The sequence below is a fragment of the Enterobacter sp. BIGb0383 genome, assembly GCF_003751845.1.
In the GTDB taxonomy this organism is placed as follows: Bacteria; Pseudomonadota; Gammaproteobacteria; order Enterobacterales; family Enterobacteriaceae; genus BIGb0383.
On sequence record NZ_RJKQ01000008.1, the window covers coordinates 57,820 to 72,110 of the forward strand.

Annotated in this window: 5 protein-coding genes; all 5 read left to right on the top strand. The window is 55.3% G+C overall.

What is annotated here, in order from left to right; all coding sequences use genetic code 11:
- Positions 1 to 6: 6 nt before the first annotated feature.
- The 5 genes from EDF81_RS23130 (at position 7) to EDF81_RS23145 (ending at position 14,266) form a co-directional block, all read left to right on the top strand.
- Positions 7 to 12,552: a hemagglutinin repeat-containing protein gene (locus EDF81_RS23130; RefSeq protein ID WP_123350517.1), complete on the top strand. Its 12,546-nt coding sequence runs from the start codon at positions 7 to 9 to the stop codon at positions 12,550 to 12,552.
- Between the two features lie 12 nt (positions 12,553 to 12,564).
- Positions 12,565 to 12,834, top strand: a complete 270-nt coding sequence (locus EDF81_RS23135; RefSeq protein ID WP_123350518.1) for a MafI family immunity protein — start codon at positions 12,565 to 12,567, stop codon at positions 12,832 to 12,834.
- Between the two features lie 504 nt (positions 12,835 to 13,338).
- Positions 13,339 to 13,728, top strand: a complete 390-nt coding sequence (locus EDF81_RS23140) for a DUF6896 domain-containing protein (protein WP_123350519.1) — start codon at positions 13,339 to 13,341, stop codon at positions 13,726 to 13,728.
- A gap of 40 nt (positions 13,729 to 13,768) precedes the next feature.
- Positions 13,769 to 13,903: a hypothetical protein gene (locus tag EDF81_RS24400; RefSeq protein WP_404851530.1), complete on the top strand. Its 135-nt coding sequence runs from the start codon at positions 13,769 to 13,771 to the stop codon at positions 13,901 to 13,903.
- Between the two features lie 3 nt (positions 13,904 to 13,906).
- A complete protein-coding gene (locus EDF81_RS23145) occupies positions 13,907 to 14,266 on the top strand; it encodes a hypothetical protein (protein ID WP_221180840.1) in 360 nt (119 codons plus the stop codon).
- Positions 14,267 to 14,291 lie beyond the last annotated feature (25 nt).

The window sequence follows — 14,291 nt, forward strand, 5'->3', positions numbered from 1 at the left end:
ACGATTATGGATAACACTTCTCTGCCCGTGAAATTCTCCCAGCGCGCCATCAGCTGGCTGATCATCAGCACCCTGGTCTGGCAGCCAATGGCTCCGGCCGTCGCCGCCGCCATCAGCCCGACCGGTCCGGCCAGCATGGACAGCGCCGCCAACGGCGTGCCGGTCCTGAATATCGCCACGCCTAACGGGGCAGGGATTTCCCATAATCAGTTTAACGACTACAACGTCGGCAAAGAGGGACTGATCCTCAATAACGCCACCGGCCAGCTGAATCAGACCCAGCTGGGCGGGATTATCCAGAACAACCCCAACCTGCGTCCCGGCCAGGAAGCCCGGGGCATCATCAACGAAGTCACCGGCGGGAGCCGTTCACAGCTGCAGGGCTACACCGAGGTCGCCGGGAAAGCGGCCAATGTGATGGTGGCGAACCCTTACGGCATCACCTGCGACGGCTGCGGCTTTATCAATACGCCGAACGCCACCCTGACCACCGGTAAACCGCAGTTTGATGATAAAGGCAACCTGAGCGCGCTGAACGTCACCGGCGGGACCATTACCGTCGAAGGCAAAGGCCTGGATGCGAGCCAGAGCGATGCCCTGTCGATTATCGCCCGGGCAACGGAAGTGAACGCTGCGATCCACGCGAAGGACCTGACGGTCACCGCCGGTGCAAACCGCGTCGGGGCAGACGGCAGCGTGGCTGCCATTGAGGGCGAAGGTACAGCCCCGACGGTCGCAGTCGATACCGGAGCGCTGGGCGGGATGTACGCCAACCGTATTCATCTGGTGTCCAGCGAGAAAGGCGTCGGGGTTAACCTTGGCAACCTGAATGCGCGTCAGGGGGATATTCAGCTCGATGCCAGCGGGAAGCTGGTGCTGAAAGACAGCCTGAGTAGTGGGGCGCTGACGGTTAAGGCGCAAAATGCGGAGCTCAGCGGGGACAACAAAGCCGCTGGTGCGGCGACGGTCACGGCGCAGAACGAGATCGCGCTAAAACAGGGCTCACTGGTCAGCGATAAAACGGTATCGCTGGACGCGGGCGATCGTGTGGATATCGCCAGCGGCAAAGTGACCGCCGGGGAGAATATCCGCCTGACGGGAACAGGTCTGGGAATAGACAAAGCGAGTACTGCCGACGCTGCAGGCGCCATCGATCTGAATGCGCAAGGTAACGACCTGAACAACGCCGGACAGCTGACCGCCGGGCAGGCGATAAGCCTGAATGCCGGAACCGTCTCCAACAGCGGGACGCTGGCGGCAAAAGGGCGTCTGGATGCCACAGGCAAGCGCGTTGATAACCAGGGGACTTTGCAGGGTAACGGGGTCACGCTAAAAAGCGAGACGCTGAGCAATAGCGGCACGCTGCAAAGCGCCGGTGCGCTGGATCTTTCCGGCCGTAGCCTGGCGCAAACGGGAACGCTGGGCGCAGGCGGTGACGCCGCGCTACGCTTTGACGATAGCATTCATAACAGCGGCAGCGTGCTGGTGGATGGCGGACTTACCGCCACCACCGGCGAACTGGTGCAGAACGGCACGCTTTCCGGTCGTAAAGGGATCGCGGCTAACAGCGACACGCTGAGCAGCGGCAAAGGCGCGCAGACCACCAGCGAGGGCGATGTCGCCTTAAACGCCGGTCGCAGCGCCGATATTGCCGGTGAAATTAACGCAGGCGGCCTGCTGGCGCTGAACAGCGAGGCACTGAATACCGACGACACGGCCCGACTCCAGGGACAAACCGTCGATCTTAAGGCTGCAAATGCGAAACTGAATGGCACCCAGGCGGCGAAACAGACCCTGAACGTGAGCGCTGATACGCTGACGCATGGGGGAAAAAGTAGTGCAGAGCGGATCCACCTTAATGCGGGCGATACGCTGAATAACGGCGGTACCCTCTCTGCGACGGATCTGGCGCTGGAGAGCGGCGACATTATCAACAGCGGTCTGCTGCAGGGCACCGGCTCCCTGAGTCTACTGGGGAACCGTCTGGATAACCGGGCATCGGGCAGTATCCATACCCTGGGTGATTTCGCCCTTAATCTGCCTGATTTCACCAATAGCGGCCTGCTCAGTGCTGGCGGCCAGCTACAGCTTAGCGGTAACCGCCTGAGCAATAGTGGCGAGATTAACGCTGCATCCCTGACGTCCGACTACGGCCGCGTCGACAATCTGGCGGGCGGACGCCTGCTGGCAACGGACGGAATGCGGTTAACGCAGGCCCGGCTGGATAATGGCGGACAGATTGTGGCGGGCCAGCTGGATCTGGATGCCGACACTCTGACCAACCTTAGTGATGGTGAACTGCTCAGCGATGGACAGCTTACCCTCACCGGCGGCGAGCTGATAAACGAGGGACTCCTGCAGGCGGGGCAACTGAACCTTACGGCGGATAACTGGCGTAATGACGGTGTCGCCCTGAGCGCGCAGGACGCGACGGCGCAGGTGAAAGGTTCCCTGACTAACAACGGAAAAATTCTCGGTCAGCAGGGTCTGGATATCACGGTTGCGGCGACCGATAACGCCGGACAGGTGGTGGCGAAAGTCCTGGCGCTGCACGGAGATCTGGTCAACAGCGGCCTGTTGCAGGGTGATGACCGTCTGGCTCTGGACGGACGCGAGCTGAAAAATAACGTCGGTGGGCAGATGCTCAGCGCCGGAAACACCACCCTCGATGCCGGAATGCTGGATAACCGTGGTGAGCTGCAGGCGAATACGCTGGACGTGACGGCAAACGACTGGAATAACCGCGGGACCGCCCGTGCGGGTGATGGCCTGACGGCAAACCTGAGCGGAGAGATGCAAAACAGCGGTCTGCTGCGCAGCGCGCAGACGCTGGATCTTCACGCGGCAGACATTGTGAATGAGGGGATCCTGGCGGCCGATCGGCTCTCCCTTAGCGCACCGCAGCTGAAGAACAGCGGCATCCTGCAGGGCACAAGCGGTCTGACGCTAAAGACCGACAAACTTAACAACCTCAGCGGCGGAGAGCTACTCAGCGGCAAAGGGCTGTCATTAACACTCGATACGTTGCAGAACGACGGACTGCTGCACGTCGGTGAGACATTCGATCTTAAGGCGCGTCAGCTCAATAACGGCGGCAGCCTTCAGGCTGACCGGCTGGCGCTGGATATTCGCGATACGCTGTCAAACGACGCGGGCGCAGAGCTGCTGGGGACGGAAGACGCTACGCTGAAGGCAAAGCATCTGGATAATACCGGGACGCTGGCGGCGAAGTCGCTTAGCGTCAGCGGGGATACGCTGACCAACCGTGGAACGCTTCAGGGCGACAGTACCTTCTCTGCAACCTTTGGCGATCTCGCGAACCAGACCGGTGGCAATGTTATCAGCGGCGGCAAAATGACTGTCACCGGTGATGATGTCAGGAATGATGGACAGTGGCAGGCTCAGCAGCTGGAACTGAACGCCGACAGTCTGACAAACCGGGGTGACATTAACGGTATTGCGGGGGTGACGGCAACCCTGCTCGGGAAGCTGGAAAACAGCGGCTCACTGCGCAGTCAGGGAACAACGCATCTGCAGGCGAACAGCCTGCTGAACAGCGGTCGCCTGATGGCTGATGACCTGACGATTGAGGCTGAGCGTCTGCAAAACCTGGGGCTATTGCAGGGTAACCGCACCCTGAATGCCCGTGGCAACACGATTACCCAGTCCGCTGATGGCCGCACGCTCACCAGCGGTACGCTGGCGCTGACCGCCGGACAGCTGACGACCGACGGTAAACTGCAGGGCCAGCAGGTCATCCTGGACGCGGACGACTGGCAGCATAAGGGCTCGCTGGTTGGCGGCAGCAGCCTGATGGCAACCGTCGCAAATCAGCTGGTCAACGATGGCGAGCTGATGAACCAGGGCGATATGCAGCTGAACGCCGCTGAACTGGACAACCGGGGCACCGTTCTGAGCAGCGGAGATATCACGCTCGGCGGCGACCGTCTGAAAAACAGCGGTAGCGTGCAGGGGCTCACTCTGGCCCTAAGCCAGGGGCAGGTGAATAACAGTGGTAAGCTGATTGGTATCGACGCTCTGACGGTGGCGGCTCCGGCCGTGGCCGGACGGTTGGCGCTGGCGGTAATGGCAAAGCCGGAACGCGAGCTGCGTAATGAGCAGGGCGGGGAGATGCTGACCAAGGGCGATCTAACCCTTCACAGCGATAACGTCACCAATAACGGCAGCTGGCAGGGGCAAAATATCCTGCTTAACGCGCAGCGGCTGAACAACGGCGGGGATATTCAGAGCGCCGGTGATATGCAGCTGGTACTGGACGATAGCCTGACGTCGGCTGAGGGCAGCAAGATTGTCGCCAATGGAACGGCGGCTCTGCAGGCGCTGACCCTGACCAACCAGGGGGAATGGATCGCCAAAAACCTGACCCTGAAAGCGACTAACCTGACCAACGGTGGTGCCGTAAGCGGCGTCAACGATCTCACTCTCGATCTCAGCGATGGCCTGACCCAGCAGCAGGGAAGTACCCTGCAGAGTGGCGGTTCTCTGGCCCTGAACGTCACCGACCTGGATAACCAGGGGCGTATCCAGGCCGATACCCTGGCCATTACCGGCAATGCGCTGACCAACAGCGGCAGCCTGCAGGGCGACAACGGCCTGAAGCTCACGATGCGCGACAGCCTGACCAATACCGCGTCCGGCTCGTTGCTCAGCGGGAAAGGTGTCACCCTCATCGCACCGGAACTGATTAACTACGGCCTGATTCAGGGCGGGGATGCATCCACCCTGATGGCCACCGACAGCGTGCGTAACGACGGTAAAATTCTCAACGACGGCGCACTCACCGTCACCGCGCCGACGCTGGCCAATAACGGTATGCTGCAGGCCACGGATCTGATCCTTGATGCCGCGAATATCGGTAATAACGGGACATTGCTGGGCAGCGACGCGCTTAACGTCACGGCGCAGCAGATCAACCTGCAGTCGGCGGGCAAACTGCTGAGCGGCGGCAACCTGATGCTGAGCAGCAACGGTTTTGACCAGCTCGGCCAGGTCGTGGCGCTGGGCGACGCAACCCTTAAGCTGGTGAACAGCTTTAGCGGACGCGGCACCCTGGCCGCAGGTAAAAAGCTCAACGTCAGCAGCAACGGCGAACTGACAAACCACGGTATCATGCAGGGCGACGCGCTGGATCTCAGCGCCGACGGGGCGCTGATCAATAACGGCACCCTGACCAGCGGTAACGGCGCGAGCACGCTGACCGGTGACCGAATCGATATCGGCAGCACCGGTTCCCTGCAGGGCGGCGGCGATATCAACCTGGTTAGCCGCGGTGATATTACCCTCAACGGCTTTACCGGCACGGGCGGCACGCTGACCCTCAGCGCACCGGGAACGATTGTGAATACTGCGCTGCTCTATGCGGCGAATAACCTCTGGCTGCTGGCGGACAGCATTAAAAACCAGGGCGGTAATATTCTGGCGGGCGACAGCCTGTGGATGCAGCGCGATAAAGCGGGCGCTGCCAATAGTGAGATCCTGAATACCTCCGGGACCATCGAAACCACCAACGGTGACATTACGCTGAAGACCGGGCATCTGCTGAATCAGTGGGAGTCGATTACGCAGGGTGAGAGTAAAACGGAAAACTTAGCCACGGGCTATAAGTCTTACTCGCCGGGAACAGTGGAGCTGCCGCTGAGTATTTTTACGCCGGAGGAGATTCATTACAGAACGCTAGAGTTCCATCATGGTGCTCTTGGCCAGGGGGCTGCGTATGTATCCGAACCATTTCCTAAAAATGTGGAAATGGTGAAGGAAGCGGCGATTTCTAGGATCACCAGTACCACTGAGGTGACGGGTAGTGCAGGGCGGATCGCGGCAGGGGGGAATCTTTACGGCCTCACGACCTCACTAGATAATCTGGGCAGTTCTATTCTGGCCGGGAAGTCTCTGTCGCTTACGGGTGAGCGTTTAAACAATCAGTCCTGGCTTTCGGGAACTCAGACGGTATGGCGAAAATATACTGCAGCACCTTATTATAAGAGTAATAACGCACCTGACAGTACGTTTGAGGTGTCGTACGGGTGGCCATTTACCAGCACGGCGACAAATTCGCTCTATGGAGACACACTTACCTTTATCGCCACCGATGAATACCGTACGGAGGGAAGTTCGTCCCTGCGCGGTGTGATTCAGTCTAACGGCGATGTGACGACCCGATTTGGTACCGTTGTCAATAACAGTGAGTCGACCGAGGTACGCGGCACCATTGCACCCACCCTTACCCGACCTGGCCTGCAGACGCTGGTTCAGCTCACACTTAGTGGGGAAACTGACGGGGCGGAGCCGACTGAATTCAAACCGATTGCGGTTAATAGCCCGGAATGGCGTGACCAGCTGCAGAATGCGCTTCAGCAGGTCAATGGCGGCAGCACGCTGGATCTTCCGGACGGACGGACTGTCAACCTGGCTGACTATCCACAGGGCAGTATTAAATACGCGGCCGACGGTACCGTGACCGTGCTGGATGACAACCCCTGGCGGCAGAATCAGCAGATTAGTGGACTGCAGGCTAAACCTCTGGATACCAGCGCCTATCCGTTGCCGCAGGGCGATAATGGCTATTTCGCCGTGTCTGATAAACCAGACAGCCCCTATTTGATCGCGATTAACCCTAAACTAAATGGCCTGGGGGCGCTGGATAAAAACGTTTATGGCGATCTCTACCAGCTATTAAATATGCAGCCTGACGCGGTACCGGCCGAAACGCGCCAGCAATATACGGATCAAAATGCTTTCCTGGGCTCATCCTATTTCCTCGATCGCTTAAACCTTAAGCCTGAATATGACTACCGTATCCTCGGTGATGCCGCATTCGATACCCGCTACGTCAGCAATGCCGTACTAAGCCAGACCGGTAACCGCTATATCAACGGTATGGGTTCCGATCTGGAACAGATGAAGTATCTGATGGATAACGCTGCAGCGGCACAGCAGTCGCTGGGCTTACAAGCGGGCGTTACCCTGACCGCCGACCAGATAGCGTCCCTCGACCGCAGTATGCTCTGGTGGGAAGCGGCTACCATTAACGGCCAGACCGTTCTGGTGCCGAAGCTCTATCTGGCCAGCGGAGACGTGGCCGTTAATAACGGCAGTATCATTGCCGGTAATAACGTGACGATAGAGGGTGATAGCGTCAGTAATAACGGTAGTACGCTGCTGGCGAAGCAGGGAATGACGATCGACAGCCAGACGGGTATTGATAACCGCAATGCGTCGCTTATCAAAGCCGGTGAAGGGCTGCAGCTTAGCGCTGTGAGCGATATTAATAATGTTGGTTCCGCGATTAGCGGCAAGCAGGTCGCTCTGGAAAGTCTTGAGGGCGATATCAATAACCTGACGTTGACGACCCAGACTCGCAACGATTCGCGCTGGAACCGTTCGCTGTTTATCGAACAGGATGAAAAAGCCACTATCGACGCGCTGGATTCGCTGTCGCTAAATGCGGGAAAAAATATCAGTGTGGCGGGTGCTGCGCTGAGTGCCGGCGGTGATACCGTGCTTAAAGCGGGGAGCAATATTGATATTCTCGCCAATAATAACGCCACGCTATTTGATACGGCCTGGCAGCACTATAAGTCGGGTTCCAGCGCGGCCAGCACCCTTGAATCAGGCGGCAAGCTGGATATCACTGCCGGTGATGACCTGACGATTCAGGCCAGCAACGTCGACGTGGCAAAAGGCGCGGAACTGACGGCAGGCAACGATCTTTCATTGAATGCCGGACAAACCGCAAAGAATAGCTATAGCAGCTATGACCGGTCCTACAGTTCCTCGGCTGATCGCAGCAGTATCAGCGCCGGAGACAATCTCATCCTTACCGCCGGGCGGGATCTGACCAGCCAGGCTGCCAGCCTTAAAGCGGGTGAGCTGGCTGGCTTGCAGGCCGGGCGTGACGTTAATCTGCTGGCCGAGGCCACCACCTGGGGTGACAGCTATTGGGGTGGACTATCCAAGGCCGTTAACGATCACGTCCGCCAGCAGGGCACGGAGATTACCAGCGGTGGCGATACGGTGATTGTGGCCGGTCATGACGTCAAAAGTCAGGCGACTCAGGTGCTGGCCGAAAAAGATGTTGGTATTGCGGCGCAAAACGATATCAGCCTGCTGACCGCAACCGAGAGCGATTACAGCTTCGAAGATAAAACCAAAATTAAAAGTGGTTTCCTCAGCAAAAAAACCACCCGCACCGTCGAAGAGCATAGCTCCACCAACGAATTGTCGACCCTGTTAAGCGGCGATAACGTCTCGCTGCAGGCGGGCAACGATCTGCTGATCCGCGGCTCTGCCGTGGCGGCAGACGGGGATATTGCTCTGAAGGGCGGGGGCGATGTCACCATCGAGGCTGCCACCGAGCGGGCCAGCGACTACAGCATGAAGAAGACAACGAAAAGCGGCTTCTTCGGCAACGGCCTGGGCTTCACCATCGGCTCCCAGTCGGCGCAGGAAACCCGTAAAGGCGCACAGGTCACGCAAAGCGACTCCCGCAGCGTTATCGGTACCACCGCAGGGAATATTATTGTCGAAGCCGGGGATAAAGCCACGCTGGTAGCCGCCAATATGGTTGCCGGACGCGATACGGAAGACACAACGCGTAAAACCGGACATATCGATGTCAAAGCCAATGATATCGATATTGTGGCCGGGAAAGATGTGGTGACCGGTTCGGTCGAGCAGAAAACCAAAAGCAGCGGCTTTGGTGTGTCGATCTCGAACCCGGTTATGGAGACGGTGCGCAATATTCGCGATATCGCCAAAACCAGCGGCGGGAGCAATATTACCCAGGCGAAAACCATCGCCGGGGAAGGTGCTGCGTCCGCGTTTGATATCCTCGACGGTGCGATGAAGATCGCAATGCCCTTTACCTACGGTCAGTCGTCATCGAAAAGTGAAATGCACTATGCCGGAGAATATGCCGTCGGCAGTACGCTCTCGTCGGGCGGCAATGTACAGCTCACCGCGACAGGAAGTAAAGGCAACGGTGATGTGCTGATTAATGGCAGTAATATCGGTGCGAAAGAGGCGGCAATTATCGACGCCCAGCGCAATGTCGATATTACCGCTTCCACCGATAAGCAGGTCAGCAGCAGCGAATCCAGCAGCAAAAACTGGAGCGTCACCACGGCGATGCCGACCATTGGCTCAGCGATCCGCACCGTCAGCGGCGGGCCGAACAACGGCAGCAGCATTCTGCCGTTCGGCTATGGCAAATCAAACAGCAAAGAATACAACGAAACCACCGCCCAGACCGGGAGCCAGATTACCGCCGAAGACGTCTATATCAACAGCAAAGACGGACATGTCAACGTCTCCGGCAGCTCGCTGGCGGCGATTAATGACCTGATGCTGACGGCGAAAAACGGCGAGATTACGGTAGATACCGGCAATAACCACGTCGTTAAAGAGACCAGCGGCAGTCAGACGCAAATCGGCAGCCTCGGCGGCGACGGCTACAGCGGCACCGTGGGCTGGAGCCGGGATAAATACGCCTCCCAGCTCGATCAGAACCAGCAGAGTACGCTGCGCAGCCAGATTGCCAGCCGCGACGGCGACGTGACGCTTGCGGCCGGGAAGGATGTGGCGATTGACGGGGCGGATATCAGCGCCGGGAAGTCGGTCAATATCAGCGGCGAGAACGTGCGTTTCGACATCAGCGAAGACACTCTGAAAAGCCACAGCGAATCGTCCAACACGCAGTATGGCGTTAAAGCGTCTGCATCCGGCTGGGTGGTGAGTGCCGCCCAGGCAGTAGAGAATGCTGCCCGTTCGGTCGAGGAGAATCGCGATCCGCGCCTGTCGGCGATTTATGCCGCCCAGGCAGGGCTGAATATTGCCAGCCAGACCATGCAGTCGGATATGAATCCGTCCGCCGTGAAGGTGACGGTCAGCGCCACGGCAGGTTCCTCGAAACAGGAGCAGGACTTCAGTAGCCAGCAGCAGCAGGGCACCACCATTAAGGCCGGGGAATCGGTCAATATCAGCGCCGAGAAGGACATTACCGGCGCGGGTGTGAATATTGCCGGTAAGAACGTCAGCCTGGACGCCGGGCGAGATATCATCCTCGCCACCGCCCAGGATAAAGAGGCGCTGAAAAACAGCTCTAGTGGGAACCAGTTCTCCGTTGGCGTCGGCTTTAATCTTGTCGGTCAGCAGAACGGCTTCAGCATCGAACTGGGCGCCAGCACTTACAGCAATAAAGAGAACGGCGACGGCCTGGTGCATCACAACAGCCAGATTGTGGCGGATGAGACCCTGACGGTGAACAGCGGTCGCGACACCACCCTGAAAGGCACCGAGCTGAAGGGGGACAAGGTGGCGGTCGATGTGGGCCGGAACCTGACCATTGCCAGCCTGCAGGACGAGCAGAACTACGAGAGTAAAAATAAATCCGGAGGGGTTAACGTCAGTATCTGCGTCCCGCCCATCTGCGCCGGATCCAGCGTCTCGGGCACGGCGAATGCCTCGGGCGGCAAGATCACCAACGAGTACAAATCGGTCATCGACCAGAGTGGGATCTTTGCCGGTCAGGGCGGGTTTGATGTCCATGTCGGGGAGCATACCCAGCTCGACGGGGCCGTCATCGCCTCCGACGCCACGGCGGATAAAAACCGTCTCGACACCGGGACGCTCGGCTGGACCGATATCGAGAACAAGGCCAAATCCGGCGGTAGCCAGTATGCGGTCAGCGTCTCAGGCGGCGTCCAGCAGCAAGAGGATGGCAGCCTGAAGCCGATCGCCAGCGGCCTGCCAACCGCCTCGCTTGCCAGCGTCTCGGACAGCGACAGCAGCACCACGCGTAGCGCGGTGGCTGACGGCGAGATTGTGATTCGCGATAAGGACAAACAGCAGCAGGATATCGCCGACCTCAGCCGTGATACGGAGAATGCGCATCAGGCGCTGGAAAACAACTTCGACAAGGACAAAATCCGCGACCAGCTGGAGACCCAGACTCAGGCCGTCGCGCTGGGCACCCAGGCGATGGATGCCTGGCGGACGAGCAAGCAGGAAGAAGAGAAAGCGAAAATCCGCGCGGAGATGGAGGCGAACGGCGAGCTTAAGGGCTTGTCCGATGAGCAAATCAACGCGAAGATTGAGAAATCGGAACAGTATAAAAAGGTCGATGAAAAGTACGGCGTCGGGAGTGAGTTCTGGCGTAACGGCACGGCTCTGACCGGACTACTGGCGGGCGTGCTGGGCGGCAACGTCAGCAGCGGAATGGCAGCCGGTGCAGCCCCTTATGTAGCAGGCCTGATTAAGGACGTAGCCGATGGCCACCCGGCAGCCCGTATTGCGCTGCATACGCTGGCCTCTGCGGTGCTGGTTAAAGCCCAGGGCGGGAACAGCGCGGCGGGTGCGGCAGGCGGGTTTATTGCGGCCTCCAGTGCGGAAGCGTTGGCGCAGGCGTTCTACGATAAAAGCGCTGATAAGCTTTCCCCGGACGAGAAAATGGTTATCTCTAACCTTGTGACTGCGCTGGGCGCGGTGGGCGGTAGCGTGGCCGGAGGCAGCAGCCAGGGAATTGGCAGTGGGGCGAATGCGGCACGGGTAGAAGTTGAGAATAACTCTCTGAAAGGTGATGAAGCCCGTGAAGCTGTTAAGCAGAGTGCCGAATGGTGGAAGGAGCAGGTTAGGGATAAACTGGGTAAAAATCTGGCATCTCAGCTTGCAAATGGTCTGATTAATGTTGCCAGTGAAACCGGCGATATGGCAATGCTTGGCGGGGACACCGCGTTTGATTTGATGGCGGCGTTGGTTACCTGTGCGACAGGTGATGGGTATTGTAGTCAGGCCCGAAGTGACTTAGCGAAGAAAGACGCCGCAACTGCAAGTATGCTGAACGCCATCATTAGCGGCGACGCATGGGAGGGCATTAAAGCTTCGGCTATCAATGCAGCCAATGGCGATCAGAGAGCACTGGAGAGTGTTGCCGGAGTCCTTGCGGGAGTACTGATACCTGCTAAAGGTCTGCCGGGAGGAAAGACAACCAGTAGTGTCACAGATGGGATTGCGTCAACGGAAAAAATGACACCTGAAACACCACCATTGACCTGGAAGGCTGGCGAAGGTGAGTTTAGCTATAAACCAGATGGAACAGTTACGAATGTTGAACATATAGATGGTAAATTCAACGGCAATAGCATTCCTTATGATAAACCGATTCTTAAGCAAGAATATGTCGATATTTTATCTCCAGAGATGAAGCAGCATATCTTGTATGGCGATAAGCCAGGGAGTGGCGGTCATCAGTTCCCTGGACGACCAGGAAAAACTGCTTTCCCGAATAACTGGTCGGCAGAGAAAATTATCAATGATGTCGGAGACATAGCTACTTCCCCTGATACTCAGTGGTTCGCTCAGACAGGAACAGGTGGTATTTATACTAGTAAAGGGAAGCCTGCTAATTGGGTTTCATACGAAGTAAGGGATGGGGTCAGAGTGAGAGTTGTTTTTCAACCAGCAACCGGTAAGGTTGTTACAGCTTTTCCTGATAATGCCTCTGTGCCAGCTGCTTATAAGCCAATAAAAAAATAGGATTAATCACAAATGAATGAATTAGATAGAAAAATAGTTTTGTTTGGCAATCTTTTTAAAGATCGTTTAGACAATGAGCTACTTCAAGATGCGATTAACTATGTAGGTCATGGTGAAACGGAATTAGCCTTCGAAACTATTTGCGATCATTTAAGTGAGTATGAAGTATCGATTAATCAAGCGGAATACGATTTAGCTATAACTCTTTGTAATGAACTCGAAATGGATAGGAATGATATCAGTCTTCGGCATTTAAAAGAGTTAATTATATGCCAAAAATAGTACGCAGATATATACACAGGGTGGGCATCTGAGTGTTACAGGTGGTAGATGCGAGTACGCATCCGGCGAAGCAGCAGAAGACCACCGAGCCGGACGAAAAAACGAAGACACCGGAGCGTTCACAGATAGATTATTCTCAATCTGTTTTCCGCGATGAGTGCGCCGGTGGCTGCGCGATCACCTGGAGAGGTTATATTGCTACCTCCAATAGTGTCAAATAAGTTGAGTTAGGTAATTTACTTGGAACATAAATTAAAAGCGAAGTATATGGTCCAGATATTAAACGTTATACTGATGATATAAAAAATGGTTTCGATCAGAGTCAATCTGTTGATGTGGTTATGGCAAATGGAAAGATGATCATAATTGATGGCCATCACTGAGCTGCTGCTGCAAAATTGGCTGGGATAAAAAAATTCCATTCAGAATTAATGAAGTAACCTCTAGAGAGGCTGGAGATCAGATGCTCATTTAGACAGCAGAATATAAATTCAGGTATTAATCATGTATGAGGTAATATTAAATTTCATTTTCTTACAAGAACAACTTACGACTGAGTTAAAAAAGGCTAATCCTAACTCCGTTGATTTCAAATATTTTATTGATTTTCCTAAAAAAGGGAGCGTCACATTAAATAGTGAGGGATGGTCTTTTTTACGTCATGGATTAGGTTTCAGATTCATAAGGCAAAATCCATCACCTCATCTCATAGTCGATCCACATGTGTATCCTTTTGAATATGGGATTATAGATGACTGGAGAATTCAGCAGTTTTTAGAGTCCAGTTCAAGTGAGCTTTATGATAAATATAAAATAAAGCGAAATCTAGAGGGTCTTTTTAATAAAGGTAAGTTAGAAAAGCTCACGGCGAATCAGTACAAGGTTAGTCGTTGAGAATAATACTTTCAACCTGGCTGGGAGAACTGATGAGAAAATTCGGGCCAGTATTCAGAAACAGGTTGATGGTGTTGATTTTAGATTGTTAACACCTGCTAATAAAAAGATATTTATGGAATATATAAAGACACTACCCAAAATACAGCAAGATAAAATTATTATTATGAGGTGATTAATGGGTGCCTGTATTCTTTTTAGTAAAGATGAACGTATCGAAAAAATTGAGGATAGCTTTACGTCTGCATTTATTCACAGTAGTTACTGGGATGCATTTGGTGACCTGCTGGATGCAGCATTGCTGCCTAAATATCCTAAGTTACATGAAGTGATAAAATCTGAGGAAGGTGAGTATTTAAAGTTTTATTCATTTATTGAGTTAGATAAAGGGCAATTTAACCAATCAGTTAAGTTAATTCGGGATTGTATTTCAAAACAGAATAACCCAACAGAATGGCAGAAAATGGCTCTGGTTGTATGGAGCGAAATCGCAGAGCCTTATATTGTTAAAGATGAACGCTATGAGCTCAATTACTGACAGGCTCTCTGCAAACTCAAAATGC